This is a genomic window from Mycobacterium sp. NGS29 (assembly GCF_059812965.1).
Map to the genome: position 1 here is coordinate 1 of NZ_JCALDR010000030.1, position 26,689 is coordinate 26,689.

Genomic DNA, 26,689 nt, shown 5'->3' on the forward strand with positions numbered 1-26,689 from the left:
TCCCTGGCCTGCGTGCTCTTCGAATGCATGACCGGGGGGGCGCCCTACCGCGCGGACAGCGCCGGCATGTTGGTGACGGCTCATCTGATGGATCCGATCCCGCAGGTCAGTGCCGCGCGCGCCGGCATCCCCAAGGCCTTCGACGCCGTGATCGCGCGTGGCATGGCTAAAAAGCCCGAAGACCGCTACTCCAGCGCCGGCGACTTCGCCCTGGCCGCGCACGAAGCGCTCAGCAGCCCCGACCAGGACCACGCCGACAAGATCGTGCGCCGCAGCCAGGAAGCCGTCCTGCCCGGTGCCCCCACCGTGCTGCCGCCGACCATGGCCGCCGGGTCCGTGCCGCCGCCGCCGCGGACTCCGCCACCCCCGTCGCCGCCGCGACCGCAGCAGTCGGGTCCCCAGTATCCGGGCGGGTCCGGACCGTCGGGTCCGATCCCGCAGCAACGGCCGGCCTGGGCGGGCTCGAGCGGCCCGATCGCCGCACCGAATCAGCCGCCGCATCCGCAGTACTTCCAGGGCGGTGGCCCGCTACCGCCACACCCGTCGGGACCGGTCCCCGCCTGGAACCCGGGACAGCAACCGCCGCCACGCAAACGGAACCTGTGGCCCATCCTGGCCGCCGTCGCGGTCGTCGTGGTTGTCCTGATCGGCGGCATCGGTATCTGGCTGGTCAACCAGTCGGAGCCGACCAAGCCGAAGCCGCCGATCTCCGAGGACCGGCTGAATTCACTGTTGCTCACCTCGTCGGAGATCAACTCGGTGATGAGTGCGTCGACCATGCAACCCGGCAAGCCGATCACGACGATGGACAACTCGCCGGTGACGCTGTCGCAGCCGGACTGCCAGGGAGCGATGTATACCAGTCAGGGACCCGTGTACTCCGGATCCGGTTACACCGGGCTGAACGGCCTGATTCTGTCGGAGCCGGGCGACAACAACGACCACTGGGTCAACGAGGCCGCGATCGCCTTTCCGACCGCCGACAAAGCGGAATCGATTGTGCGAGCCCAGTTCACCAAGTGGAAGACGTGCGCCGGGAAGACGATTACGGCCACCAACAAGGGCAAGACTTACCGGTGGACCTTCTCGGAGGTCGTGGGCAGCCCACCGAAGATCACAGTGATGAACACCCAGGAAGGCGCCAACGGTTGGGAATGCCAGCGGGCGATGGGTGTGGCGAACAACATCATCGTGGACGTCAATGCCTGCGGGTTCAAGATCACCAACCAGGGTGGTCAGATCGTCGACAAGATCTTCGCCAAGATCGACAAAGAAAAGTAGTCGCTAGTTCGACGACGACGGTGGCGCCAGGTCGGGCCCCTGGGCGCGTAAGTCATCCACCGCGGACATGGCACTGCGCAGCTTGGCCAGCCACTCCTCGGTGTGTTCGCCGACCAGTCTGACCGACCAGGCCAGCGCATCCGCGCGGGAGCGTGCGACGCCGGCATCGACCAAGGTGTCCAGCACCTGGCGTTCGGGTTGCTTGAGCCGCGTCATCACCGGAACCGCGATGTGGGTGAACAACTTTCGTTCCCCGTTGACCTCGACGCCCCAGGACACCTTGCGCCCGAAGCGGGCCTGCGCTTCGTCGGCGATGGCCATCCGTTCCGGCCGGGTTTCCTTTCGGAATCGCGACGCCCGGCCCTCGGCACGTTCGGCGCTTTCGTCGGCCGCGCCGAGTCTGCCGACGACGGTGATTTCCTCCCGATCGACGACGACTTCGGGATCGCCGTCGAACCAGCTTTCAGGGATCCGTCCAGCGAACCACTCGGCCGCACCCGTTGCGTCGGGTTGGTCGGCCTGCTGCCAGCCGCCGGGGCGGCCGTGCCGCCGTCCATGATGGTGAATGCTCATGATTACATCATTACATGATTACTAAGTTTGCCGAATGTATTTCGCGCTCGGCGAACCTCCTCCACCGCTCCCGGGCGCCCGGTGCGACCTTGAGAACCGTTGCGATCCGGCAGGTCCAGTTGTATTTTTGGTAACGAAGCAGGCCCGGAAGTGACCGAATCTCAAGTGCCGGACGCAGGGGTAAGACCCGGCCGCGTCAGACCCGCGCAAGACGGAGTCGGTGACGCCCCCCAGAGTCACACCGGGCCTGCCCATATGCGAGACCGGCTCACCCGCCCTGCCGAACCCGAAAGACTTTCGTCTCGTTCTTGATGCCCTTGAGGCGGCGCGCACCGGCGAAGGACCACTCGAAACCGTCGTCGCCGGAATCGGTCTGCAGCGCCTCCCGGGTCGACTCGGCGACCAGAACTGTGCCCGGGCGCGCCACCCCGGTGACCCGGCTTGCCGTGTTGACCGGACTGCCGAACCAGTCACCGGCCCGGCTCACCGCCATCCCGGACGCGACCCCGGCCCGGAGCCGGGGAAAGTCGTCGTCGGTGTCCACCTTCTCCACCAGCTCGAGCATGGTGTTCAGCAACGGCGCCGGCTCGGGGCTGACGAACATCACCGCGTCACCGATCGTCTTGATGAACCGCACCGGCGGGGCGGTCAGGTCGCGTGCGAGGTCGGCCAACCGGTTCGCGAGTTGCCCGAGTTCCTCGGCCGAGATCACCTCGCCCAGCTTGGTGAATCCGACCAGGTCGGCAAACGCGATCGTGACCGCGCGGGCACCCGGCAGCGGCTGACCGGCTGCCCGCTCACCGGCACTGACCGCCTCGGTCTCCATCATGTGCCGCAGGTGCATGAACAGCATTTCCCGGATCATCGGCCCGAGCAGCGGGGTGATCTTGCTGATCAGCTCCTTCGACGCTTTCGCGATCTCCACTTCGCTGAGCCCGGGGCGCATGATCGCCGACAGCGCGGCGTGCCGCATCACCTCGGCGGCGTGCGACAAGCCCTCGGCGAGCACCCGCACGACAGCGATCACCTGGTCGGGCGGCAAGCCCAACTCGATGAACTGCTGGGCCGTCGCGGCGGCTTCGACGTCGGCGCGCATGTGGACCACGGCGTCGGGGTCGTCCACCCGGGCCAGGCCGATGGCGCGCTGAATCCGTTGCAGCAGCTCGAGATCGATGCCGTGACTCTCGCTGATCTCCCGGGTGGAGACGTAGGTGCCGTCGTCACCGATCAGATGGCGGCTCGCCAGCAGCAGCGGCGGGCTGGACGAACGGATCTCCTCGGCGGTGATGCCCTGCTCCTGCAGCCACCCCACCAGCTCTGCGCGCTCCGCGCGCTGCTCACCGGCCAACCCGTCGAGCAGATCGTCGTCCACGTCCTCAGCCATTTGGTCAACGTATAACGACGGGTGGCGATTCGATGCGCCCGCCGCGCGACCCACGCACCGACGGATACCCTGATAACAGCAACGTTCGCCATGACAGCGTTACCCGGGGTACCCACCGAGACAATGACGACCACACCGCAGCTGCATGGACTGCCGCCGGTTATCGACAACCGGGCCACCACCCTGATCCTGGGCTCGTTTCCGAGCGCCCAGTCGCTGGCCGTACAGCAGTACTACGCGAACCCGCGCAACGCGTTCTGGACCATCCTTGGCGAAATCTTCGGATTCGACTGCACAGCAACGTATTCCCGACGACTGGCCAACCTGCAGGATCGGGCGGTGGCACTGTGGGATGTGTTGCACGCCTGCCACCGATTGGGCAGCCTGGACTCCGCAATCGATCCGAAAAGCCTGGTAATCAACGATTTTACTGAGCTATACGCCACATACCCTGCCATCCAACGGGTTTACTTCAACGGTGCGAAGGCGGCCGACTTGTACGGGCGCTTCGTCGGTGACCGCGCCGGCGTCGATTGCCGGCGGCTGCCGTCGACCAGCCCGGCGCACGCCACCAAACCCGGGGTGAAACTGGCCGCCTGGCGGGCGCTGAACAGCTCATGACACCGGTGGGCGCCGCTGCGCCCACGGTCGGGCCGCTTCGAGTTGCGCCGACAACGACAGCAGCGTCGCCTCGTCGTAGGGCCGGCCGACCAACTGCACCGACATCGGCAGGCCCTCGTCGTCGAAGTCCCACGGCACCACGGCGGCGGGCTGGCCGGTGAGGTTCCACACCTGCTGAAACGGAACCCGTTGGCCCACCAGCAACAACGTCGAGATCCCGCCGCGGCGCTGGTAGGCGCCGACCCGCGACGGGCCGGCCGCGGTGCCCGGAGTCACCACCACGTCGACGTCCTGGAAGATCGACTGGATCCGCCGGCTCAAACCGACCTCGGCCTCGCGCAGCGCGGTCATCCGCCGGTCAGAGAAGAACGAACCCATACGCGCGATGGTGCGGGTCCGCGGCTCCAGCCGCTCGGGATGCGCCTGCGCGTCGGCGTCGTCGCTGATGCCCCGCAACATTCGGGGCAGATAGTTCGCGTAGAGCGACGGCGGATACTGCGGATCGCGGACGATCACCTCGTGGCCCAGGTCGCGCAGCAACGCACCCGCTTGCTCGAGCGCGGTCAACTGGGCCTGGCCCACCCGGACCGGCATCGGCGTCGGCACCTTGGTGCTCAACGCAATTCGCAGCCGTCCGGGACTGCGCGTCGCCGCCGCGACGAACTCGCCGTCGGGCCCGGGCACCGTCGTCGTCGCATCCAGGAACAACGCCGCATCCAGCACCGAACGCGCGATGGGACCGATGACGCTCAACCCTTCCCAGGCGTCGTCGTGCGGCTCCAGCGAGACCCGGTCCCGTTGCGGTTTGAGTCCGAACAATCCGCACCAGGTCGCCGGGATACGGATGGACCCGCCGCCGTCGGAACCCAACGCCAGCGGCGCCAGTCCGGCAGCGACCGCCGCCGCGCTACCGCCGCTGCTGCCGCCCGGCGTGCGACGCGGGTTCCACGGGTTGCGCGTCGCGCCGAACGTCAGCGACTCGGTGAACGGCATGATCATCAGTTCGGGCACCGCGGTCTTGCCGATCACGACCGCGCCCGCCGCCCGCAGCCGGCGCACCACCTCGGCGTCGTCGGTTACCGGCGGGCCGTGCGCGCCGCTGCCGTAGGTGGTCGCCTCACCGGCGACGTCGACATCGTCCTTGATTGCTAGCGGCACCCCGAGCAGCGGCCGGCGCACCCCGGCGTCCAGTAGTTGCTGGGCGGTTTCGGCGTCCTTGCGGGCAGCGTCGTAGCGCACCACCCGGTAACAGCGCAGTTCGCTGTCCAGCCGCTCGATGCGTTCCAGGTAGACCTCGAGCAGCTCCGGCGCCGTGACTTCCCCGTCGGCCAGCATGCGCGCTTGTTCGGCCGCGCCGGCGAACGCGAGATCACGAGGGTCCACCGCCGCAGCGTATCGCTGGCTGCGGCCGGACTGTCGCGACCCAGTACGGTGACGGCATGTCCTGCGTGTTTTGTGCGATCGTCGCCGGGGACGCCCCGGCCATCCGGATCTGCGAAGACGACGAGTACCTGGCGTTGTTGGACATCCGGCCGTTCACCCGCGGGCACACCCTGGTCATCCCCAAGAAGCACAGCGTGGACCTCGCCGACACGCCACCACAGACGCTGGCCGGCATGATCACCCTGGGCCAGCGCATCGCGCGGGCCGCCAAAGCCACCGACCTGGCGGACGCGACCAACATCGCGATCAACGACGGCCGGGCCGCCTTCCAGACCGTCCTGCACATCCACCTGCACGTCCTGCCCCGGCGCAGCGGCGACAAGCTGTCGCTGGTGAAAGGCATGGTGCTGCGCCGCGACCCGGACCGGGAGGCCACCGGGCGCATCCTGCGGGACGCGCTGGCCGCGACGAGCTCGTAGCCGGTGGCCGCGTAGTCGCTCGTCATCGAGTCGGACCAGAGTCCGGCAGCTATTCTGTGGGAGCGCGGTGAAGCTCGTCGGTACTTCGCCGAAAATGCGCGCGCGAGCTGGAGCTGGAATGAAGCGCTGGACGGGACTGCCGTGCCCGCTCACCGGGCTGAGCATGGGCGTCAGTTGTGCCGTCGTCCTCGGGTACGGTTTCGCGGCGCTGCTGGTGATCTGCTCTTCGCTGTGCGGCTGGCAGGGTCCCTACGCGACGCGGCCCGTGGTGCAGGTCGTGACCGTGCTGTGCCTCACGTTCGCGAGCAGTTGTGCGGTGGCGGCGGCCCGGCAGGCGGTCGGGCGATTCAGGTTCGGGTGGCTGGCCATGGCGGTGGCACTGACCGGCTGGGCTGTCGGCGAAGTCATCTGGGCGGCGCTGGACGTGCGACCCGAACTCGACCACGCCACCCATCCGGCCGCAGCGGAGTTCGTGCTGCTGCTGTATCCCGTCGGCACCCTCACCGCCTTATTGCTGCTGGCCCAGCCGGCCGGCCACAACCTGTGGCGACTCGTCCTGGACGGCATCATCGTGGCGACATCGCTGTTCGTGGCCTCGTGGGTGTTCGTCCTGGACAAACTGCTGCAAACCAACACCGGTTCGCGGCCCACCACAGTGGTCCACGTCTTCGCCGACGTCACCCTGATGACCACGGCGATCCTGGTGTTATCCCGGGGCCGCCCCGGCGGCCGCCGCAGCATGACGCTGCTGTCCAGCGGGATTGTGACCATCGGTCTTACCGACATGGTCGTGCTCTTCCAGACCGGCATCGGCAGCTACCACACCGGCGATCTGGTGGACGTCAGCCGGGTGGCGGGTTTGGGCCTGGCGGCGCTGGCCGGACTGGTGAGCGCGCAAGAGTCTGATGTCCCGCCGACGCTCGACGAGATCACCTCGCGGGTACGGCTGTGGCTGCCCTACCTTCCGCTGGTGCTGGCCGCCGCCATCGGGCTGGGCCACGCCCTGCACATGATGCGGCACGGCCCGCTGCTGGTGGGGCTCGGAATTCTGGTGGCGACGGTGCTCATCCGGCAGTTGCTGGTGCTGGTCGAGAACCAGCGCCTGTTGAGCGATGTCGCCCAGGAAGCGTTCCGGGACAGCCTGACCGGGCTGGCCAACCGCGCGAACTTCCTGCACACCTTGGAAGAAGCTGTTTCCCGTCGCCGCCAGCACGCCGCACCGATCGCGGTGATGTGCCTGGACCTGGACGACTTCAAGTCCGTCAACGACGCGCTGGGCCACCCGGCGGGCGACGAATTGCTGGTCCGGGTCGCCGGTCGGCTCACCGCCGCGCTGGATCAGGCCGGCACCGTCGCCCGACTCGGCGGTGACGAATTCGCCGTGCTCGTCGAAGGCCCGGTCGCCAAATCGCACGCCGTGGCACAACGAGTCCTTGACGCGTTCGAGCCGGCGATCGTGATCGACGGCGTCCCCCTGGCCGTCCGACCCAGCATCGGGTTCACCGCGGCGGTCGCCGAGTCCACCGTCACCGTCGACGAGCTGCTGCGCCACGCCGACCTGGCCATGTATGCCGCCAAACGCGAAGGCGGGCAATGCATCCGCAGCTTCGTGCCGGATCTGCCACTTCGCTACGCACTGCCCGAATCGGCCGATTCGGCGATCGCGGCGTTCGAGAACAGCCTCGAAGGCGGCCGGCTGCCCCGAGGTGCCCCGAGCGCCTTCGGATCGGTGAGCGGCTCGGCCAACGCCACCGCGCTGGCCCGCACCTTCCGGCCGCTCGCCACGGCGGTCAGACCGAAGCCGGACGAAACCTACGAACAACCGCCGAGCGTCCGGTGGCCGCCGCTGGGCATCCGGATCGCGCTGACGCTTCTGACGATCGGTGTGGTCATTTTCGCGGCGTCGTGCTGGCCCGACCCGCGCGCCGACCACACGCCGTTCTTCGCCAACGTCCTCTATCCCGCGCTGAACCTGTTCGCCGCGTCGCTGGTCGCCGTCCGCGGCTACCGCGTCACGGCCGACCGTCCGGCGTGGATCCTGATCGCCGTCGGGATGGCCTCTTCGGCATTCGGCGACATCATCTACACCCGCTGGGTCCACGAAGGTCAGTCGCCGTCGATCGCCGATCCGGCCTATCTGGCGTTCTACCCGCTCACCTACGCCGGTCTGTTACTGCTGATGCGCTTCCGGCTGAAACGGGTGCCCGTCCCGATCCGTCTCGATTCCGTCGTGTGCGGCCTGGCCATGGCGGCCGTCGGCGCCGCGCTGATGGCCGGGCCCATTCACGACGCCGCCTTGCGGGCACCGGCCACCGTGCTGGTGGGACTGGTCTACCCGTGGTTCGACCTGGTGCTGCTGGCGCTGGCCGCCGGGATGCTGCCGATCCTGGGCTGGCGGCACGAATTCCGCTGGGGACTGCTGGCGGCCGGGTTCGTCCTGTTCGCGACGGCCGACACCGCGTACCTGTTCGAGACGTCCGCCAGCGACTATCGGGTCGGCACCATCCTCGACGCGTTCTGGCCCGCCTCCTCGCTGTTGATCGCAGCGGCCAGCTGGGCGGCGTGGTCGTCGGTGCCGCCGCTGCCCAGGCGCGGGTTGGGTCCCTATGTGGCACCGGTGGCATGCACCATCGTCGCGTTGTCCGTCACCGCGGTGGGGCCCGAATCCCGCGCCGCGCAGATTCTGGCGGCGCTGAGTCTGATCGCGGTGGCAGCGCGGTTCTCGGTGACGTTCCGCGAGGTCAGCATCATGGCCGAAACCCACAAGCGGGCCATGACCGATGAGCTGACCACGCTGCCCAACCGGCGGTCGCTGGCCACAGCGCTGACCGAGGTGCCCACTTCTCCGCCGTCCACACCCGTGCTCACCCCCACCCTGAGCACCAGGACCCCGGCCCGTCGCGCGCTGCTGCTGCTGCAACTGCACGAATTCCAGGAGATCAGCGACACGGTCGGCCACCATTTCAGTGACGAGCTGCTGTGCCAGATCGCGAACCGACTGTCCCAGAACGTACGTCGGGAGGATCTGCTCACCCGCGCCGGTGACGACCAGTTCGCGATCCTGCTTGCCGAAGGGGCCGACCTGATCGCGGCGCGCGCACAGGCGGGCCGATTGCTGGAGGCGTTGGGGCACCCGTTCACGCTGGATCCGATGACCGTGCAGGTCGACGCCCGCATCGCCATCGCCCTGTACCCCGACCACTGCGATCATCCGCAGGAGCTGCTGAACCGCGCCGAGATTGCGATCCCGCACGCCAAGTCCACCCGGAGCAAGATCGTGGTGTACGACTCGGCGTACGAGCTGTACCGCGACAACGATCCCAACCTGATCGAGGAACTACGCGTCGCGCTGGTCGACGGCGCCGACCTGACCTGCCATTACCAACCCAAGATCAACGCCCACGACGGCAGCGTGCACAGCGTCGAGGCCTTGCTGCGCTGGCATCATCCCAGCCGCGGGTTGTTGCTGCCGGAGGAGTTCCTGCCCGCCGCCGAACGCGCCGGCCTGATGCGCAAGGTCGCTAACCGTACCGTCAACGTCGCACTCGAGCAGATCCGCAGCTGGCGTGAGCAGGGCCTGCGATTGACCGTCGCGGTGAACCTGTCAACGACGAACCTGCTGGATCTGGACCTGGTGGGCACCATCGAGCAGCAGTTGCGCACCCACGGCCTGCCCGCCGACGCGTTGATCATCGAGATCACCGAGAGCACGCTGGTCGACTCGGAACGGTCCCGCAACACCGTCGCTGCGCTGCAGCAGCTCGGTGTGCGCATTTCGCTGGACGACTACGGCACCGGCTGGTCCTCGCTGGCGCGGCTGCAGGATGTCTCGGTCGACGAGCTCAAACTCGACCGGGTGTTCGTGGCACGACTCGCCCAGGATCCCCGGTCGGTGGCGATCGTGCGATCCACCGTGGCGCTGGCCGCCAGTCTGGGCGCCGACCTGGTAGCCGAGGGCGTCGAAGACGAGGCGACCCTGCGCGCGCTGCGTCAGTACGGCTGCACCATCACCCAGGGTTTCGTGCACAGCCCGCCGCTGCCGGCAGCTGATCTGCAGCGATGGATCGAGAGGCACGTGCCCGATCCGGCGGCGAACAATCCGCCGCCGTCCGCCACGTTGGCGTAAGACGGGCCGGGTCAGAACAGCTCTTTGGCGAGCAGCTCCAGCGTCGCCACCCGGGCGGGTGCGGTCGCCGGGTCGGTGCCGCGGTGTGCCGAGGCGACCGGATGCACCATCACCTCGTCGACCTCGAACCGCTCGGCCAACACACGCAGCTGCTCGGCCGCCTCGGCGGGTGCGCCGACCACAGCGCGGCGCAACCCACTGTCGACGATGTGCTGCTCGGGCGGCGTCAACTGCGCCCCGCGGGCCTCCTCGACCAACGGCACCGGTCCGAGCGGTTTCCCGGTGCGCAACCGAGCCATCATCTGCAGGTTGGGCAGGATCAAATCCGTTGCCTCGTCCCGGGTTTCGGCGACGGCGGCATTGACGGTCAGGAAGGTCAGCGGTTCGGCCGTGAGGTCGCCGGGACGAAAATGCGAGCGGTAATACTGCAGCGCCTCCTCGGTGCCCTGACCGGAGAAGTGATGGGCGAATACATACGGCAGTCCCTTGGCAGCTGCCAGCCGCGCCGAATACATCGACGAGCCCAACAACCACAACCGCGGCTCACTGACCGCGGCCGGAGTCGCCTTGAGCGTGTAATCCCCCGAACGCAGCGGCACCCGCACTCCGTGGGCGCTCATCAGCGCGACCACATCGTCGAGGTAGTCCGGGAAGTTCGCGATGTCGCTGTCGTCCTTCCCGCCACGCAGCGCGTAGGACGTGACCGGATCGGAGCCGGGGGCACGGCCGATGCCAAGGTCGATACGGCCCGGCGCGGCGGCCTCCAGCAGCGCGAACTGCTCGGCGACGGTCAACGGCGCGTGGTTGGGCAACATCACCCCACCCGAACCCAGCCGCAGCTGCCGGGTCTGCGCGGCGAGATAGGCGATGAGCACCGGCGGATTGGTCGCACCCACTGATGGCATGTTGTGGTGTTCGGCGATCCAGTACCGAGTGAAACCCAGACGGTCGGCGGTCTGCGCCAGCGACACGGTGGCCGCCAGCGCGTTCCCGGTGGACTGGTCGGTGCGCACCGGGACGAGATCAAGAACGGAAAGGCGCACGACGGGAACAACGCGTTCGGCGGCAGGAACCTTCCCTCAGTAGTTCATCAACGTGATCGAGTTCACGATCAGGTCGAACTGTTCCTGCGAAATGGGTGCGCCACCCGGGATGCTGTCGGTGGCCAGGAACTGGGTGCGTTCGGTGTAGGCGCGAAAGCGCTTGAAATAGTTGGCGAATCCGAGTCCGTGATCGAGGCGGGCCAGCTTGAGTTCGCCGGCCAGAATGGTGGCGCCCAGCAGCGCCAGGCTGGTCCCCTGGCCCGACATCGGCGAGGAGCAATAGCCGGCGTCGCCCACCAGCACCACCCGTCCGATCGACCAGTGATCCATCACGATCTGCGCCATCTCGTCGAAGTAGAAATCCGGCGCGGATCGCATCAGCTCGAGCAACTGCGGACGGACCCACCCGTCGTCGGCCATTCGCCTGTCCAGCTCGGCGAACTGAAGTTCCCTGTCGCGGTAGTCGATTCGCACGTCGGGTTCCATGAATCCGAGCATTGCCCGCGCCTCGGAGTTGTTGCGCGCGCTGTACACGCCCGCCATGCTCGTGTCGCCGTAGTGCCACATCTGCCAGTAGTCCAGTTCCAGGAAGTTCGGCACGGTGAAGATCGCCGCGTACGTTCCCAGTCGCTTCTTGAAACGGTCCTCGGGACCGAACACCAGTCGGCGCACGTTCGAGTGCAGGCCGTCCGCGCCGACCACCAGATCGAAGCTGCGGGGGTCGGCATGCTCGAATGTCACGTCGACGGACGGTCCCAGATTGCTGATGGTGACGATGGTGTCGTCGAACAGGAACTCGGTCTTCAATTTGGTTTCGTCGTAAAGCAATCCGATCAGATCGTCGCGCAGCAGTTCGATGTCCTGATTGTCGATCGGCCCACCGGTCGGCGTGGATTCGGTGTCCCTGGACAGTTCGTTGCCGTCACGGTCGACGACGGAAAAACCCTTGATGCGGGTCTTGAGATCTTCGGCGACGGCCCGCAGACCCATCCGATCCAGCACCTCCAGCGCCGGCCCACGCACGTCAATTGCCTGCCCGCCCGGCCGCAGCCCCGGATGACGTTCCACCACAGTGACCGAATAGCCATTGCGCCCAAGCCAATACGCCGCAGCGAGGCCCGCCACGCTGGCACCGGACACCAGCACCGATTCCACCATTACCTGATCCCTGCCAGCTTCTTTGCGTCCGCGAACACCTCGTCGAGCATTGCCGGAGTCAACCTACCTGTGAACATGTTCTGCTGGCTCGGGTGGTAGCAGCCGAGGAGGCGCTTGTCGGCAGGCAACTCGGCGACGACCCGGTGACCGAACTTTGGTTTGGGCTTGGGAGCGCCCGTCATCGCCAGGGCGACCTGCCAGGCGAACCCGCCGAGGGCGACCAGCACCCGCACGTGCGCCGACACCAGCCGCCACTCCGCACCCAGCCAGGGCGCGCAGGTATCCCGCTCGGCCGGCGTCGGGGCGTTGGCCGGCGGCGCGCAACGCACCGGGGCGACCAGGCGAATCTGCTTGGCCCGCAAGCCGTCTGCGGCGTCGACGCTGGTCGGCTGGTTCACCAACCCGGCCCGGAACAGCGCCGCGTAGAGCTGGTCGCCGGACCGGTCGCCGGTGAACATCCGTCCGGTGCGGTTGGCGCCGTTGGCGGCGGGAGCCAGCCCGACGATCAGCAGCCGCGGACGCTCCGAACCCCACCCCGGCACCGGTCGTCCCCAGTACGGCTGTTCGGCGAACGCGCGTCGTTTGGTCACCGCGACGTCCTCGCGCCAGGTGACCAGGCGCGGGCACGCCCGGCACACGCTGCTCTGCGCGTCCAGCTCGGCGATGGACCCCGCTGCCCCCGCCAGCTCGGTGACCTGCGCAGCGTCGGCGGCCACCGGGGTCTGCGGCGTCGCCCTGTCACCCGGCCACCCCGAGCCGGGCGGCACCGGCGAGTCGAAGGCGCGGCCGGTGCGGGGATGGCGGAGCGACACACGTACATCCTGCATTCACCCAGCCGGCGGCGCTCGGCTGCACCGAAATTCGGTGGTTCCGGCGGGTGGTTTACCGCTACATTCGGCCCGACCACATCAAGGGTATCCATGAACGAGAAGAAGCCCGTGAACCACAAGACCCCGGCCCTGCTGGTCCTGTTCGCCACCCTGATGGCAGGTGCGGGCGACGGTATCTCCCTGGTCGCGTTTCCCTGGTTGGTGCTGCAGCGACAGGGCAGCGCGGGACAGGCCTCGATCGTCGCGGGCGCGACCACGCTGCCGCTGCTGTTCTCCACGCTGGTCGCAGGCACCGCGGTGGACTACTTCGGGCGCCGGCGGGTCTCGATGGTGGCCGATGCGCTGTCCGGGGCAGCGGTGGCCGCGGTCCCGGTGGTGGCGTGGGCGTTCGGCGAGCAGGCGGTCAACGTTGCGGTGCTGGCCGGGCTGGGCGCGTGCGCGGCGGCCTTCGACCCGGCCGGCATCACCGCCCGCCAGTCGATGCTGCCCGAGGCCGCCGCCCGGGCGGGGTGGTCGCTGGACCGCGTGAACAGCCTTTACGAGGCGATCCTCAACCTGGCCTTCATGGTCGGTCCGGGGATCGGCGGGCTGATGATCGCAACGGTCGGCGGCATCACCACCATGTGGATCACCGCCGCTGCGTTCGCATTGTCCATCCTGGCGATCTCGGTGCTGCGCCTCGAGGGTGCCGGTAAACCGCTGCATGCCTCGCGGCCCGAGGGTCTGCGGTCGGGGATCTCCGAAGGCTTGCGCTTCGTGTGGAGTTTGCGGGTGCTGCGCACCTTGGCGCTGATCGACCTGGTGGTCACCGCGCTGTACCTGCCGATGGAAAGCGTGCTGTTCCCGAAGTACTTCACCGACCGCAATCAGCCGGGACAGCTCGGGACGGTGCTGATGGCATTGTCGCTGGGCGGGTTGGTGGGTGCGCTGGGTTACGTGGCGCTGGCCCAACGGGTACCGCGCCGGATGATCATGCTGGCCGCGGTCCTGACCCTGGGCGCGGCCGCGGCATTGATTGCGCTGCTGCCGCCGCTGCCGGTGATCCTGGCGCTGGTCGCGGTGGTGGGCGTGGTGTACGGGCCGATCCAGCCGATCTACGCCTACGTCGTGCAGACGCGCACCCCGACGCAGCTGCGCGGCCGGGTGGTCGGCGTGATGACGTCGCTGGCCTACGGCGCCGGTCCGCTGGGTCTGCTGCTGGCCGGCCCGCTGACCGACGCCGCCGGCTTGCACGTCGCGTTCCTGGCGCTGGCGTTGCCGATTCTGGCGACCGGGCTGATCTGCCTGCGGCTGCCGGCGTTGCGGGAACTGGACCGCGCGCCGGAGTTTGCGGTGGATCAAGCGACGTAGGATCGGCGTGTGCTGGAGGACCTCATCGCCGAACTGCCCGACGGGATGGTGATCACCGATCCCGCGGTGACCGAGGGCTACCGACAGGACCGTGCGCTGGACCCTTCGGCGGGCAAACCGCTGGCCGTGGTGCGCCCGCGCCACACTGCAGAGGTGCAGACCGTGCTGCGGTGGGCGGCTGCACACCGGGTGCCGGTGGTGACCCGCGGCGCCGGCAGCGGCTTGTCCGGCGGGGCGACGGCGGTGGACAACGGGATCGTGCTGTCCACAGAGAAGATGCGCGATATCACCGTCGACCCGGTGACCCGTACCGCGGTATGCCAGCCGGGCCTGTTCAACGCCGAGGTGAAGAAGGCCGTCGCCGAGCACGGGCTGTGGTATCCCCCGGACCCGTCGTCGTGGGAGATCTGCAGCATCGGCGGCAATATCGCCACCAACGCCGGCGGGCTGTGCTGCGTGAAGTACGGCGTCACCACCGACTACGTGTTGGGCATGCAGGTGGTGCTGGCCGACGGCACCGCGGTGCGGCTGGGCGGTCCGCGCCTGAAAGACGTTGCCGGACTTTCTCTTACGAAGCTGTTCGTGGGCAGCGAAGGAACGCTGGGCGTGGTCACCGAGGTGACGCTGCGGTTGATGCCAGCCCAGAACCCGTTGAGCGTGGTGGTGGCCAGTTTCGCGTCGGTGGAATCCGCCGTCGATGCGGTGCTCGGCGTCACCGCCCGGCTGCGCCCGGCGATGCTGGAGTTCATGGACTCGGTGGCGATCAACGCCGTCGAGGACACCTTGCGAATGGACCTGGACCGCGGCGCGGCAGCGATGCTGGTGGCCGCTTCCGACGAACGGGGTCGCGCCGGCGCGGAAGATGCCGAGTTGATGGCCACGGTGTTCGCCGAACATGGTGCCACCGAGGTGTTCTCCACCGACGACCCCGACGAGGGGGAGGCGTTCGTCGCCGCCCGCCGGTTCTGCATCCCGGCGGTCGAAGCCAAGGGATCGTTGTTGCTGGAGGACGTGGGGGTGCCACTGCCGGCGCTGGGTTCGCTGGTGACCGGGATTGCGCGCATCGCCGAGGAGCGGGACCTGATGATCTCGGTGATCGCCCACGCCGGGGACGGCAATACGCACCCGCTGCTGGTGTTCGACCCCGACGATGCCGCGATGGCCGAACGCGCCCAGCTGGCGTACGGCGAGATCATGGACCTGGCCGTGGGGCTGGGCGGCACCATCACCGGTGAGCATGGTGTCGGGCGGTTGAAACGGCCCTGGCTGGGCGACTATCTCGGACCTGAGGTGATGGACCTGAACCGGCGGATCAAGGATGCGCTGGATCCGTTGGGGATTCTGAACCCTGGGTCGGGGATCTGATCGGTGCGGCTTCGCGTGGCGCCGAAGCTGATCCGCCGCGATCGCAGCCGTTGACGCATCTTCGGATCTGTCGTAATAATAAGACATGACTGCTGTTGTGTCTCACGAAGCGCCCGTGAAGTTCGTCCTGGCCACCGCCGAGACCTGGCCGAATCCCTGGCCGATGTACAAAGCGCTGCGCGACCACGACCCGGTGCACCACGTCGTCCCGCCGGGACATCCTGAGCACGACTACTACGTGCTGACCCGCCACGCCGACGTCTGGTCCGCCGCCCGCGACCACCGGACGTTCTCCTCCGCGGAAGGTCTGACCGTCAACTACGGCGACCTGGACATGATCGGGCTGCGGGACAACCCGCCCATGGTGATGCAGGACCCGCCGGTGCACACGCAGTTTCGCAAACTGGTGTCCCGGGGATTCACCCCGCGACAGGTCGAGGCCGTCGAACCCAAGGTGCGCGAATTCGTCGTCGAACGAATCGAGAAGATCCGCGCCAACGGGGGTGGCGACATCGTCACCGAGCTGTTCAAGCCGCTGCCCTCGATGGTGGTGGCGCATTATCTCGGTGTGCCCGAAGAGGATTGGGCGCAGTTCGACGGCTGGACCCAGGCCATCGTCGCGGCCAACACCGCCGAGGGCGGCATCGTCAGCGCGCTGGAAACCGTCGGCGACGCAGTCGGGACCATGATGGCGTATTTCACCGCACTGATCGAACGGCGCCGCACCGAACCCGAGGACGACACCATCTCGCACCTGGTGGCCGCCGGGGTGGGCACCGACGGCGATATGGCCGGCATCCTGTCGATCCTGGGCTTCACCTTCACCATGGTCACCGGCGGAAACGACACCGTCACCGGAATGCTGGGTGGCTCAATGCCTTTGCTGTATGAACGGCCCGATCAGCGACAGCTGCTGGTCGATGACCCCGGCCTGATCCCGGACGCGGTCGACGAACTGTTGCGACTCACCTCACCGGCACAGAACCTGGCCCGCACCGCAACCCGCGACGTCACGATCGAGGACACCACCATCCCGGCCGGGCGCCGGGTGCTGTTGGTGTACGGCTCGGCTAACCGCGACGAGCGCGTATATGGTTCTGACGCAGGCGAACTCGATGTGCGGCGTCGCCCGCGCAACATCCTGACTTTCAGTCATGGCGCACACCACTGCCTGGGCGCGGCCGCGGCACGCATGCAATCCCGGGTCGCGTTGACCGAATTACTCAGTCGCTGCCCCGATTTCGAGGTCGGCGAACCGGTGTGGTCCGGTGGTAGCTACGTACGCCGTCCGCTGTCGGTGCCGATCAGGATCAAGGCCTGATGGACTGGCTGGCCGATCGCCGCAGCGAAGCCGCTGCCGACCGCATCCTCGATGCCGCCGAGCGACTGTTCACCGAACAGGATCCTTCCTCGGTCGGCATGAACGAAATCGCCAGAGCCGCAGGGTGTTCGCGGGCAACGCTGTACCGATACTTCGACAGCCGGGAGGCGCTGCGCACCGCTTATGTGCACCGGGAGACGCACCGACTGGGCCGAGAGATCCTGCAGGCGATCGAGCGGGTCGGGGATCCACACCAGCGACTGGTCGCCGGCATCAGCGCCACATTGCGGATGGTGCGCGAAAGTCCGGCGCTGTCAGCGTGGTTCGGGTCCACCGTGCTGCCGATCGGTGGCGAACTGGCCGGGCAGTCCGAGGTGATCACCGCCCTGGCCTCCAACTTTCTGAATTCGCTGGGACCCGACGACCCCGCCGTGGTGCAACGCCGCGCGCGCTGGACGGTGCGGATGATCATCTCGCTGCTGATGTTCCCCGGCCGCGACGAGGATGACGAACAGGCAATGATCGAAGAGTTCGTCGTCCCGGTGGTATCACCGGTCAGTTCGTCCAATAGGCCTGCGCCTTAATAGATTTGCGTGGTATCCCAAATTCTTCCCGCAGTACGCGGGCTACCGAGCGCGTGGTACGCATACTGCACGCGACCCAACCGAAGTGGTCGCCGGCGTCGAACGCCGCCGCGCGCACTGTCTCGATCAGCGACTCGTCCGCGCTGTGCCGATCCACCCAGACGACATCGGCGTTGCGGGCCACCGGCAAGTTCTTGTCGTCGTCACAACCGGCCTCCAGAAACACCCGCGCCGGGGCGTCGCCGATCGCACCCAGCAGGGAGTTGATGGCCGGCAGCGAGGCGGTGTCGCCGACGATGACGTACCCGGTGGGCGCCGGTTCCGGGATGGCGAACTTGCTGCCCAGTACCGTCGCGTCGATGGTGTCACCCGGTTGCGCGCTGCGTGCCCAGTCCGAAGCGACCCCGTCGTGCAAGGCGAACTCGACGTCGAAGGTGCCCGCCTGTGGATCCGGGTCGACGAGGGTGTAGCCGCGTTGGTGCGAACGGTCGCCGTCGGCAAACCACATTCGGATCCACATCGTCGGGTGCACCGCATGCGAGGCCAACATCCCGCCGTCCTCGAAGCTCACCCTCAGGTAGTGCGGACTGATCTCCCGTCGGCGGGTCACGGTGAGGCGGTAGTCCCCGGCACCCATCAGCTTGAGCACGGTGCCTTGCCAGCCCCGCGACGCCTTCGTTTCGGCCATCCTCGCCTCCCATCAAGTTAGGTAAGGGTAACCTATCACGCTGGGTCGGTCATGGCCGAGCGGCAAAGTTCGCCGCAATTTCCCCGGCTCGCACCGCGACGTTCGACAACAAAGTGGAGCCCAACCCGTGCGTGTGCTCTACCGAGCCGTTCAAATAGATGTCCCCGGGCGCCGCTGACGTGGGCACCAGTCGGTAATCCCGGGTGACCAGCGGGCGCCCCGCCGGGTCGAACTGGTAAAGACAGGCCAGCTCGCCCAGGAAGTGCCGGACATCCAGCGGCGCATAGCCCGTCGCGTAGATCACTGCATCGCAGTCCAGGGTCTGCTGCGAGTGGTCGATCAGGTGGGTGATCGTCACCTGCACCCCATCCGAATGTTCCTGCGTGGCAGTAATTTCGGATGCATTGTCGATGAAGAATCGGCGCTCGCCGGACACCCGTTCGGCGTACTCGCGCGCATAGAGTGCGTCGATCAGTTCCGCATCCACCGCCGAGTAGTTGGTCGACCGGTGGTAATCGAGGAGTCGTTGTCGCAGTGACTGGTCGGCTGTGTAGAAGTCGTCCACGGCTGACGGATCGAAGATGCGATTCGCGTAAGGGCTGTCGTCGGCCACGCTGTATCCGTAGCGGGTGAAGACCGCGCGCACTTCGGTCGCGGGGTAGGTCTGATGCAGGTAGCTGGCTACTTCCGCTGCGCTCTGCCCCGCGCCGACCACCGCGAATCGTTTCGGGTCAGCAACATCGAGGGCAGCAAGACGGGACAGCAGGCGGTGGCTGTGCCACTGCCGGGAGGTTTCGGACCTGCCGTGCGGCAGCATCGGGCACAGGCCGGTGCCGAGCACCAGGGCACCGGCGTGCATGGCCCACCCGGACTGCGCGCGCACCAGCATGCCCGAATCGTCCGCCGTCACCTCGACAATGCGCTGCCCGTAACGGACGTCGGCGCCGAGCCCGGCTGCGGCCCATGCCAGATAGTCATGGAACTCCATCCGGCTCGGAAACATCGTATGCCGACCGATGAAGTCGACGATCCGGCCACGCTCACTCAGGTAGTTCAGAAAAGTGAAGTGGCTCTTGGCGTTTCGTAACGTGACCAGATCCTTGAGAAACGGGATCTGCATTCTGGCGCCCGGCAGCAACATTCCACGGTGCCAACCGAACTCGGGCTGCGCCTCGATGAACACCGCCTCGCGGTCCAACTCGGCCAGCGCGATCGCCAGCGCGAGGTTGGACGGGCCGAAACCGATGCCGAGCAGATCGGTGTGTTCAGGCATGGGCATGCGCGCGCGTCAACCGCTCCAGGTAGCGTCCACGCACCATGGACCTGTTGATCAGCACCACGAAATCGGCCATGTCGAAGTCCGCGTCGTAAGAGGGTTCACCGCAGATCAGTCCGCCGATCCGCAACGAACCCTGCACCATCGGCGGGATGCGCACCCGGCCCGGGTCGGGTAGCTCCGAGAGACTCAAACCGTTGACCCGCACCGGGTTTCGGGGCGTGACCCGGTATTGCGGAGGCGCCGGATGCGCACCGAACGCGAAGTCGCGCACACCGCGCACCAGGGCTCCCCGCGGCCCACCGCCCTCCATCCGGACCGACAGGCAGCCCACGCCCCATTCGTGGCCGGTCAGTTCCTGATAGCGGATGATGCCCGCCCACAGCAGGCCCATCACCGCGCCGCTGCGATGCTCGGGATGCACGCTCGCGCGGCCGAGTTCGACCAGCGTGGGCCGCAGCGCATTCAAACCGCCGATGTCGAAGATCGTGTCGGCGAATATCCCACCGGCCGCGCGGGCACCGTCGGGCGGCAGCAGTCGGTAACAGCCGACGATCTGCCCGGCAGATTCGTCGCGGACGAGCAGGTGCTCGCTGTACGGATCGAATTGGTCGACATCGATCATCTCCCCGGTCAGCGGACCCGGAATCGCCCGGGGCAGCGCCGCGCCCATCTCCTCGGCAAAGGTCCGATAACGCAACCGCTGCGCGGCTTCGATATCTGCCGGGTTGGTCGAAATCACAACGCTGTAGCGGCCGCCAGCGGTTGCGGGGATGATGCTCGCGTCGCCCATCATGGTATTCGCAGGTTACCCAGGGCGATTGTCAGCAAACAGCGTTACGACGTGCGACGGGCTCCCAGTGCGATCAGTATCGCCGCCGCGACCGCGGCCAGCGTCGCGGCGACGGCGGCCGCCACCAGCGCCGCCTGCATACCGTCGGCGCTGGCCTGCCGGGCTACCCGGGCGATGACGGGCACCGCCGGTTTGAGCTCGTCGGGCAGAAAGTCGAGCACCCGCAGACCGGCACCGGCCGACAACCGGTCGACCAGCACCTGCCGGGGCCCGGAAGGCACACCGGCCAGTTTGCTCAGACCGGCCGACGCGCCGTCGGCGGCATGTCGGCTGAAGAGGGCACCGAGCCCGGCGACCCCGGCCAGGATGCCGATCTGCCGAACGGTGCTGACCGCCCCGGTCGCCATCCCGGCGTCCTCGGCAGGGACGAATTGCAGTGCGATGTCCGAGGTCAGCGCGAACAGGCCGCCCAGGCCGAGGCCGGCCACGATCGACCCCGCGATGAAGTGTGTCCACTGCGTGGTTTCGGTGACGCCGGTCATCAGCCACAACCCCGCTGCGATCAGCACCACCCCGCCCGGGATCGACGTCCAGGCCGGCGCGTACCGGGCGGCCACCATGGCGAGCGGGGCGCCCACCACACAGGCGACGGTCAACGGCAGAGCACGCAGTCCCGACTGGAAAGGGCTGTATCCCAACGTGTTCATCAGATACAGCGCCAGATAGTTGGTAGACGCAATCAACGTTCCGGCCGCCGCGAAGGCCGCGATCGACACCCCCGCGAACCCGGGCCGGCGCACCACGCTCAGGTCGAGCATCGGCGCGCTGACGCGGGACTCCCACCAGCAGAACGCCAGCAGGCCGGCCACGGCGGCCGCGCCGAGCGTCAGGATCACCGGGTCGGTCCAGCCGCGGCGGTTACCTTCGATCAACACGTACACGCCGGCGAACAATGCGCCGGACAGGATCGCGGCGCCCGTCAGGTCAAGCGGGCGGTGTTGTGCCGCACGGGTTTCCGACACATAGCGCCAGGCGACGCCCAGCGCCACCGCCCCGATCGGCACGTTGATGAGGAAGATCGACTCCCAGCCGAAAGCGCCGACCAGCGCTCCGCCCAGCAACGGCCCGGCGGCCGCGGCCGCACCCATCACCGCGCCGTAGATCGCAATCGCGATGCCCCTGCTGCGCTGTTCGGGAAAGGCTGCTGCGACCATCGGCAGCGAGACGCCGAGCAGCACCGCCCCACCCGCCCCCTGCACGGCCCGGCTCAGGTTCAGCGCCTCGATACTGCCGGCCAGCGCGCAGGCGGTGGAGGCCGCGGTGAACACCGTCATCCCGATCAAATAGAGCCGCCGGCGGCCGAGGCGGTCGCCCACGGTGGCGGCGGTGAGCAGCAGTCCCGCCATCGGCAGCGCGTAGGCGTCCACCACCCACTGCAGTCCACTCAATTCGGCATCCAGCGACGCCTGGATGTTGGCCAACGCGGCTGACACGATGGTCATGTCCAGCAGCAGCATGAACACCGCGAGACACACCGCGAACAGCGTCAGGCGCGGATGAGCCGCCGAGGTGGCGCTGGTGCCGTCCGCCGCGGACACGCTTACGCGTCTCTGACCCGGGTCAACCGATGCAGCAGCCACGCCAACGGCACCGTGACCACCACCGTCGCGATGTACAGGTTGAGCATCGGACCGGTGTAGACCCGCGCCCGCACGATGTGCACCATCGCGAACTCCATGGTCATGAAGTGGATCAGGAAGATCTCGTAGGAGATTTCGCCGAGCCACACCATCGGCCGACTGGCCAGCAGCCGGGAATACCGACCCTTGTCGCCCAACGCCAGCGGCGCCACCGCCAGCGTGGCGATCACCGCGTAGAAGATGGTCTTCCACAGCGCCTCGGGCAGCGAGGCGGGCGAGGTGGTCGGGGCCCCCGCGATCGGGGTGGACACGATGAAGTAGCAGACGATCGCCAACGGTATGGCCACCGCCGCGTAGGCACGCACCCCCATCGCCTGCAGCACGGTCAGCAGCATGCCGCCCAGGAACCAGGCGAGATAGGTCGGCAACCACAATCTGGCGCCGTCGGGAAACAGTCGGTCGGTGTGCACCAGCACCAACCAACCGGGGCTGATCAGCATCATCAGCAGGATGGCCGCCACCAGCACCTTGGGGCGCCACTGGCGTCGGCACATCAGCACCAAAAGCAGGTAGGCCAACGCCGGCAGCAGCACATAGAACGACGCCTCGACGGCCAGGCTCCACATCTGGGTGAGGCCCTGGTGCAGATACTTGCCGAGGTAGCCGTCGGTGTAGATCTGGGTCAACGTCAAGTTGCGGATCAGGCCCAGCCAACTGTGGCCGGGATTCGGGCCGGCTTCGTGGTAGTGATACAGCATGTAGGCGACCAGCACGGTGACGACGTAGGCGGGCATGATGCGCCGAACCCGGTGTCGCGCATAGCGACTCAACGACGGCCAGGGACTGCCGGTGGCTGCCGACTTCACCCACGGCCGGAACAGCAGGAAACCGGACAGCACGAAGAAGATCGGTACCCCGATCTCCAGTCGCGCACCGAACAGACCCCAGTAGCCGTGGGTGTACTTGCCGGTCGTGTAGGCGGCGTGGGTCCCGACGACCAGCAGCGCCGCGACCGCCCGGACGCCGGTGAGCGATGCGACCCGGTCGACGCCGGAGGTCTGCTCGAGGCCGCCTTGGGCGTCCTCGGCCTGGGACAGGGTCATCCGTCCCGCTTCCGGCGTGGCTTGCCGCTGCCGTGGTGCGCGGGCTTGCCCTTGCCGGGGTTGCGATCGGGTCGAAGGTTGATCAAGACCCCCGAGATGCGGGTCTGTTCAAGCTTTTTGAGCACCGCCCGGGGCAACTTGGCCGGCAGTTCGACCATGGAGAAGTCCGGGCCGATAGCGATGTGACCGAAATCGCTGCGGTGCAGACCACCTTCGTTGGCGATGGCCCCGACGATGGCACCCGGCCCGATCTTGTGCCGCTTGCCCACATCGATCCGATAGGTGGTGAAAGGCCTTGTCTGTCGCGGCCTTTCGGGTCGGTCTTCGTGACCGCGCCGGTCCCGCTCCCGTCGCTCCGGCGGCGGGTCGGGGGCGAGCAGGAAGGCCTCACCATCGCGGGACTGCAGCGCCAGCGCCGCGGCGATGTCCGCCATCGGCACGTCGTGCTCGCGTTCGTAATCCTCGACCAGGCGGCGGAACAACTCGATCCCCTGCCCCCCTAGGGCATTGGTGATCGAGTCGGCGAATTTGGCGACCCGTTGGGCGTTGACGTCCTCGACCGTGGGCAACGCCGCCTCGGTGAGGGGTTGCCGGGTCGCCTTCTCGATGGCCTTGAGCAGGTGGCGTTCTCGCGGCGAGACGAACAACAACGCCGAACCTTTGCGGCCGGCCCGGCCGGTCCGACCGATTCGGTGCACGTAGGACTCGGTGTCGTGCGGGATGTCGTAGTTGAGCACGTGCGAGATACGTTCGACGTCCAGGCCGCGGGCCGCGACGTCGGTGGCGACCAGGATGTCGATGGTGCCGTCTTTGAGAGCCGAGATGGTCCGTTCCCGAGCAGCCTGCGGAATGTCGCCGTTGATGGCGGCCGCGGAAAATCCTCTCGCACGCAGCTTTTCGGCCACCTCTTCGGTGGCCTGCTTGGTGCGCACGAACACGATCATGGCCTCGAACGGCTCGACTTCGAGCACGCGGGTCAGCGCGTCCATCTTGCGCGGTCCGGCCACCTGAATGTAGCGCTGCGAAATGTTCTCGGCGGTGGCGGTTTTCGCCTTGGAGGTGACTTCCAGCGGATCGTGCAGGTACTTGGTGGTGATCTTGCGGATCGCCGGCGGCATGGTCGCCGAGAAGAGGGCGACCTGTTTGTATTCCGGGGTCTCGGACAGGATCCGGTCGACCTCTTCGGCGAAGCCCATGGTGAGCATCTCGTCGGCCTCGTCGAGCACCAGGTAGTCCACCCGAGACAGGTCCAGCGTCCCGCGTTCGAGGTGATCGATGACCCGGCCGGGCGTACCGACGACAATGTGGGCTCCACGTCTGAGGCCGGCCAACTGCACGCCGTAGGACGCGCCGCCATAGATCGGCAACACGTTCAGTTGCGGCAGGTGGGCTCCGTAGCGGCTGAACGCCTCGGCGACCTGCAGGGCCAGCTCCCGGGTGGGCGCCAGGACCAGCGCCTGGGTCGCTTTGCCGGTGGTGTCGATCTTGGACAGGATCGGGATCGCGAATGCCGCGGTCTTGCCCGTCCCGGTCTGAGCCAGACCGACGACGTCGGTGCCTGCCATCAGCGCCGGAATGGTGGCGGCCTGGATGCCGGTCGGCGACTCGTAACCGACGTCGTTGATCGCGCGCATGACCGGCTCCGGAATCTGCAGGTCGGCGAACGTCGCGGGAAGGTTGTCCGGGTTATCCATCAGGAGATGAAGTCTAAGGCGTCCCGGGCCCGCGGCCATGCCTGCCGCACCCGCAGGACCGGTGGCGGTACCGTGCCCGATGTGTCAATGGTTGTTCGGTGTGCCGCAGGCCTGTGTGTCGTGGCGGCGGCGGTGACGTCAGTCGGGTGCGGGTCAGGCGACTCGACGGTGGCCAAGACACCGCAGGCCACCAAGCCTTCTTCGGCCGTCACCACGCCTGGAGCTCCAGGTAGCGCTGCCGCGCCGACCACGGTCCCGCCCAGCAGCGCCGCGCCCGCCGACCCGTGTGCGGTCAATCTGGCTGCGCCCACCATCGCGAAGGCGGTGTCCGAACTTCCCCGCGACCCACGCAGCCAGCAACCGTGGAACCCCGAACCGATAGCCGGCAACTACAACGAGTGCGCGCAATTGTCGGCGGTGATCATCAAGGCCAACACCAACGGCGACAATCCGACGACGCGCGCGGTGCTGTTCCACCTGGGTAAATTCATTCCCCAGGGGGTGCCGGACACCTACGGATTCAACGGCATCGACGGCACGCACAGCACCGGTGACACGGTAGCGCTGACGTATCCGAATGCGCTGGGCGTGGGCAGCGTTGTGAAGTTCCGCTGGAACGGCAGCGGGGTGGAGATCGTCGCCAACACAGCACGCTGAGCCGACTGCACGCGCTCAGATGACGTCTGCGCCGTCCAATCCGTCCGCACCGGGGCTGCCGTCGGCCAGTCCGTCGCCACCCTTGACGCCATTGCCGCCGATGCCTCCGGTGCCGTTTCCGCCGTCGCCGCCCCTGCCACCACTCCCGTCGTTGACGGCGTCGACGAACACGCCCCCGTTGCCGCCGCCTCCGCCATTGCCGCCGATGCCAGGTGTGACCGTGGCGGCACCCACGCCGCCGTCGCCGCCGTCGCCGCCGTTCGCACCGATGCCGCCGGCACCACCAGCGCCTCCGGCGCCACCAGTTGCCACGGCATCCCTGACATCGGTGCCCTGCGCGAAGATTTCGGCGCTGCCGCCGTTGCCGCCGGCGCCGCCGAGGCCGTCTGCGATGCCGCTCGCACCACCGGAACCACCTTCGCCGCCGACAGCGGTGCCGCCGGCGAAACTGGACTGCTCGGCAAGAATCGCGGCTGTACCCCCTTGGCCACCGTCGCCCCCGAAGGTCCCGGTGCCGCTGTCGCCGCCCGCGCCGCCCGTGGCGGTGCCGTCAACAGACGGGTTGTCGCCTGGGCTGAACCCCTGGGCGCCCACGAAACCGTCGCCTCCTCTCCCGCCGGAGTGCCCGTCGGCACCAATGCCACCGGCACCTCCCAGAGCGGTCCCGACAGCTCGGCCGCCGATCGCACCGACACCGCCGAGGCCACCCTCACCACCGATACCGCCGCCGATACCGCGACCACCACCGCCGCCGGTGGCGTCTCCGTCGGTGCTGGCACCGTCGTACGCGATGAGCTGGCCGTCGCTTCCCTGACCGCCGAAGCTGCCAGGACCGTCGCCGGCCCCGCCGTCACCACCTGTCGCCTCACCGGCCACCGTGCTGCCCATCCCCTGGCTGCGCGCGGTACCAGATCCGCCGTGCCCTCCGGTACCTCCGTCGATACCAGCACCGCCGGAGCCGCCAACTGCCCCAGCGATGTTGGTGCCACCTGCGCTGGCAAATACCTCTCCGGACCCACCGATACCGCCCGTGCCACCGGTGCCGGCACCGCCGGCACCACCCGTCGCATCACCGTTGGCAGTAGTGTCCGCTCCGTCAGCGGACACATGACCGTCTCCACCGGCACCGGCGATGCCTCCCGCCTGTGCCGCTCCACCGTTACCGCCCTTGGCGCCTCCGTTGGAACCGGCAGCGTGGCCGCCGTTCGTAGCCTCGACCCTTGCCACGCCGCCGTCCCCACCGGCGCTGCCCGCCTCGGCGCCTGACCCACCGGTCCCGCCGAGAGCCTGGCCGGTCGCAAAGCTGTCCGCATCGGCGGCGCTGATGATGCCTGAGCCGC

At 67.9% G+C, this 26,689-nt stretch carries 21 protein-coding genes and 1 pseudogene; 9 read left to right on the plus strand and 13 right to left on the minus strand.

The window, feature by feature from the left end:
- Positions 1 to 1,281 (plus strand): sensor domain-containing protein (locus AC5Y5Z_RS24440; RefSeq protein WP_499928050.1); only part of this gene is annotated, 1,281 nt, incomplete at its 5' end.
- 3 nt (positions 1,282 to 1,284) lie between these two features.
- Here the strand turns inward: AC5Y5Z_RS24440 and abmR are convergent.
- Positions 1,285 to 1,854 carry an ATP-binding transcription factor AbmR gene (abmR, locus tag AC5Y5Z_RS24445; RefSeq protein ID WP_463826669.1) on the minus strand — a complete coding sequence of 190 codons (570 nt, stop codon included), beginning with the start codon at positions 1,852 to 1,854 and terminating at the stop codon, positions 1,285 to 1,287.
- 268 nt (positions 1,855 to 2,122) lie between these two features.
- On the minus strand, positions 2,123 to 3,238 hold the full coding sequence (locus tag AC5Y5Z_RS24450; RefSeq protein WP_463826670.1) for an adenylate/guanylate cyclase domain-containing protein: 1,116 nt from the start codon (positions 3,236 to 3,238) through the stop codon (positions 2,123 to 2,125).
- A 123-nt stretch (positions 3,239 to 3,361) separates the two neighbouring features.
- On the opposite strand from AC5Y5Z_RS24450, the gene AC5Y5Z_RS24455 reads away from it, so the two are divergent.
- Entirely contained in the window at positions 3,362 to 3,859 is a 498-nt protein-coding gene (locus AC5Y5Z_RS24455; protein ID WP_499928051.1) for a DNA-deoxyinosine glycosylase, read from the plus strand.
- On the opposite strand, the gene AC5Y5Z_RS24460 is transcribed toward AC5Y5Z_RS24455, so the two are convergent.
- Positions 3,854 to 5,242 carry an amidase gene (locus tag AC5Y5Z_RS24460; RefSeq protein ID WP_463826672.1) on the minus strand — a complete coding sequence of 463 codons (1,389 nt, stop codon included), beginning with the start codon at positions 5,240 to 5,242 and terminating at the stop codon, positions 3,854 to 3,856. The two genes, AC5Y5Z_RS24455 and AC5Y5Z_RS24460, sit on opposite strands and share 6 nt — an antisense overlap.
- A gap of 56 nt (positions 5,243 to 5,298) precedes the next feature.
- On the opposite strand from AC5Y5Z_RS24460, the gene AC5Y5Z_RS24465 reads away from it, so the two are divergent.
- A complete protein-coding gene (locus AC5Y5Z_RS24465; protein WP_463826673.1) occupies positions 5,299 to 5,721 on the plus strand; it encodes an HIT family protein in 423 nt (140 codons plus the stop codon).
- Between the two features lie 118 nt (positions 5,722 to 5,839).
- Positions 5,840 to 9,847 carry a diguanylate cyclase domain-containing protein gene (locus AC5Y5Z_RS24470; RefSeq protein WP_499928054.1) on the plus strand — a complete coding sequence of 1,336 codons (4,008 nt, stop codon included), beginning with the start codon at positions 5,840 to 5,842 and terminating at the stop codon, positions 9,845 to 9,847.
- A gap of 11 nt (positions 9,848 to 9,858) precedes the next feature.
- Here the strand turns inward: AC5Y5Z_RS24470 and AC5Y5Z_RS24475 are convergent, their stop codons facing one another.
- The 3 genes from AC5Y5Z_RS24475 to AC5Y5Z_RS24485 are packed head-to-tail and all read right to left on the minus strand — an operon-like array spanning position 9,859 to position 12,875.
- Positions 9,859 to 10,890, minus strand: a complete 1,032-nt coding sequence (locus AC5Y5Z_RS24475; protein ID WP_499928056.1) for an LLM class flavin-dependent oxidoreductase — start codon at positions 10,888 to 10,890, stop codon at positions 9,859 to 9,861.
- Between the two features lie 36 nt (positions 10,891 to 10,926).
- Complete coding sequence (locus AC5Y5Z_RS24480; RefSeq protein WP_463826812.1) at positions 10,927 to 12,045, minus strand: FAD-binding protein; 1,119 nt, start codon at positions 12,043 to 12,045, stop codon at positions 10,927 to 10,929.
- Between the two features lie 2 nt (positions 12,046 to 12,047).
- Positions 12,048 to 12,875 carry a uracil-DNA glycosylase gene (locus tag AC5Y5Z_RS24485; protein ID WP_463826676.1) on the minus strand — a complete coding sequence of 276 codons (828 nt, stop codon included), beginning with the start codon at positions 12,873 to 12,875 and terminating at the stop codon, positions 12,048 to 12,050.
- Positions 12,876 to 12,968: 93 nt separating this feature from the next.
- Here AC5Y5Z_RS24485 and tap point away from each other — a divergent pair, with 93 nt between their 5' ends.
- The 4 genes from tap to AC5Y5Z_RS24505 all read left to right on the plus strand — a co-directional run bounded on the left by tap (position 12,969) and on the right by AC5Y5Z_RS24505 (position 17,498).
- Positions 12,969 to 14,228: a multidrug efflux MFS transporter Tap gene (gene tap, locus AC5Y5Z_RS24490; RefSeq protein ID WP_499928058.1), complete on the plus strand. Its 1,260-nt coding sequence runs from the start codon at positions 12,969 to 12,971 to the stop codon at positions 14,226 to 14,228.
- Between the two features lie 45 nt (positions 14,229 to 14,273).
- Entirely contained in the window at positions 14,274 to 15,593 is a 1,320-nt protein-coding gene (locus AC5Y5Z_RS24495; RefSeq protein ID WP_463826813.1) for an FAD-binding oxidoreductase, read from the plus strand.
- 85 nt (positions 15,594 to 15,678) lie between these two features.
- Positions 15,679 to 16,914, plus strand: a complete 1,236-nt coding sequence (locus AC5Y5Z_RS24500) for a cytochrome P450 (protein WP_499928060.1) — start codon at positions 15,679 to 15,681, stop codon at positions 16,912 to 16,914.
- A complete protein-coding gene (locus AC5Y5Z_RS24505; protein WP_499928062.1) occupies positions 16,914 to 17,498 on the plus strand; it encodes a TetR/AcrR family transcriptional regulator in 585 nt (194 codons plus the stop codon). The genes AC5Y5Z_RS24500 and AC5Y5Z_RS24505 overlap by 1 nt, the downstream gene beginning before the upstream one ends.
- On the opposite strand, the gene AC5Y5Z_RS24510 is transcribed toward AC5Y5Z_RS24505, so the two are convergent.
- Genes AC5Y5Z_RS24510 through AC5Y5Z_RS24535 form a run of 6 tightly spaced genes read right to left on the minus strand, consistent with a single transcriptional unit; the run spans position 17,470 to position 24,692 of the window.
- On the minus strand, positions 17,470 to 18,186 hold the full coding sequence (locus AC5Y5Z_RS24510) for a siderophore-interacting protein (protein WP_499928064.1): 717 nt from the start codon (positions 18,184 to 18,186) through the stop codon (positions 17,470 to 17,472). The genes AC5Y5Z_RS24505 and AC5Y5Z_RS24510 overlap by 29 nt on opposite strands.
- Before the next feature lie 49 nt (positions 18,187 to 18,235).
- Positions 18,236 to 19,459: a lysine N(6)-hydroxylase/L-ornithine N(5)-oxygenase family protein gene (locus AC5Y5Z_RS24515; RefSeq protein WP_499928066.1), complete on the minus strand. Its 1,224-nt coding sequence runs from the start codon at positions 19,457 to 19,459 to the stop codon at positions 18,236 to 18,238.
- Entirely contained in the window at positions 19,452 to 20,258 is an 807-nt protein-coding gene (locus tag AC5Y5Z_RS24520) for a GNAT family N-acetyltransferase (protein ID WP_499928068.1), read from the minus strand. The genes AC5Y5Z_RS24515 and AC5Y5Z_RS24520 overlap by 8 nt, the downstream gene beginning before the upstream one ends.
- 41 nt (positions 20,259 to 20,299) lie before the next feature.
- Positions 20,300 to 21,805, minus strand: a complete 1,506-nt coding sequence (locus AC5Y5Z_RS24525; RefSeq protein WP_499928073.1) for a DHA2 family efflux MFS transporter permease subunit — start codon at positions 21,803 to 21,805, stop codon at positions 20,300 to 20,302.
- A gap of 50 nt (positions 21,806 to 21,855) precedes the next feature.
- Entirely contained in the window at positions 21,856 to 22,998 is a 1,143-nt protein-coding gene (locus tag AC5Y5Z_RS24530; RefSeq protein WP_499928070.1) for an acyltransferase family protein, read from the minus strand.
- A complete protein-coding gene (locus AC5Y5Z_RS24535) occupies positions 22,995 to 24,692 on the minus strand; it encodes a DEAD/DEAH box helicase (RefSeq protein WP_463826685.1) in 1,698 nt (565 codons plus the stop codon). The genes AC5Y5Z_RS24530 and AC5Y5Z_RS24535 overlap by 4 nt, the downstream gene beginning before the upstream one ends.
- An 87-nt stretch (positions 24,693 to 24,779) precedes the next feature.
- Between AC5Y5Z_RS24535 and AC5Y5Z_RS24540 the strand changes: the two genes are divergently transcribed.
- Positions 24,780 to 25,349: an LppP/LprE family lipoprotein gene (locus tag AC5Y5Z_RS24540; protein WP_463826815.1), complete on the plus strand. Its 570-nt coding sequence runs from the start codon at positions 24,780 to 24,782 to the stop codon at positions 25,347 to 25,349.
- 15 nt (positions 25,350 to 25,364) lie between these two features.
- Here AC5Y5Z_RS24540 and AC5Y5Z_RS24545 read toward each other — a convergent pair.
- A pseudogene (locus AC5Y5Z_RS24545) lies at positions 25,365 to 26,689 on the minus strand (PE family protein); the annotation flags it as partial.

Excerpts from the sequence above, each read along its gene's own strand:
- AC5Y5Z_RS24500 (WP_499928060.1), top strand. The coding sequence starts at position 15,679 with ATGACTGCTGTTGTGTCTCACGAAGCGCCCGTGAAGTTCGTCCTGGCC.
- AC5Y5Z_RS24520 (WP_499928068.1), bottom strand. The coding sequence starts at position 20,258 with ATGATGGGCGACGCGAGCATCATCCCCGCAACCGCTGGCGGCCGCTAC.
- AC5Y5Z_RS24515 (WP_499928066.1), bottom strand. The coding sequence starts at position 19,459 with ATGCCTGAACACACCGATCTGCTCGGCATCGGTTTCGGCCCGTCCAAC.
- AC5Y5Z_RS24540 (WP_463826815.1), top strand. The coding sequence starts at position 24,780 with ATGGTTGTTCGGTGTGCCGCAGGCCTGTGTGTCGTGGCGGCGGCGGTG.
- AC5Y5Z_RS24450 (WP_463826670.1), bottom strand. The coding sequence starts at position 3,238 with ATGGCTGAGGACGTGGACGACGATCTGCTCGACGGGTTGGCCGGTGAG.
- AC5Y5Z_RS24455 (WP_499928051.1), top strand. The coding sequence starts at position 3,362 with ATGACGACCACACCGCAGCTGCATGGACTGCCGCCGGTTATCGACAAC.
- AC5Y5Z_RS24485 (WP_463826676.1), bottom strand. The coding sequence starts at position 12,875 with ATGCAGGATGTACGTGTGTCGCTCCGCCATCCCCGCACCGGCCGCGCC.
- AC5Y5Z_RS24530 (WP_499928070.1), bottom strand. The coding sequence starts at position 22,998 with ATGACCCTGTCCCAGGCCGAGGACGCCCAAGGCGGCCTCGAGCAGACC.
- AC5Y5Z_RS24470 (WP_499928054.1), top strand. The coding sequence starts at position 5,840 with ATGAAGCGCTGGACGGGACTGCCGTGCCCGCTCACCGGGCTGAGCATG.
- AC5Y5Z_RS24465 (WP_463826673.1), top strand. The coding sequence starts at position 5,299 with ATGTCCTGCGTGTTTTGTGCGATCGTCGCCGGGGACGCCCCGGCCATC.
- AC5Y5Z_RS24505 (WP_499928062.1), top strand. The coding sequence starts at position 16,914 with ATGGACTGGCTGGCCGATCGCCGCAGCGAAGCCGCTGCCGACCGCATC.
- AC5Y5Z_RS24510 (WP_499928064.1), bottom strand. The coding sequence starts at position 18,186 with ATGGCCGAAACGAAGGCGTCGCGGGGCTGGCAAGGCACCGTGCTCAAG.
- abmR (WP_463826669.1), bottom strand. The coding sequence starts at position 1,854 with ATGAGCATTCACCATCATGGACGGCGGCACGGCCGCCCCGGCGGCTGG.
- tap (WP_499928058.1), top strand. The coding sequence starts at position 12,969 with ATGAACGAGAAGAAGCCCGTGAACCACAAGACCCCGGCCCTGCTGGTC.
- AC5Y5Z_RS24535 (WP_463826685.1), bottom strand. The coding sequence starts at position 24,692 with ATGGATAACCCGGACAACCTTCCCGCGACGTTCGCCGACCTGCAGATT.
- AC5Y5Z_RS24495 (WP_463826813.1), top strand. The coding sequence starts at position 14,274 with ATGGTGATCACCGATCCCGCGGTGACCGAGGGCTACCGACAGGACCGT.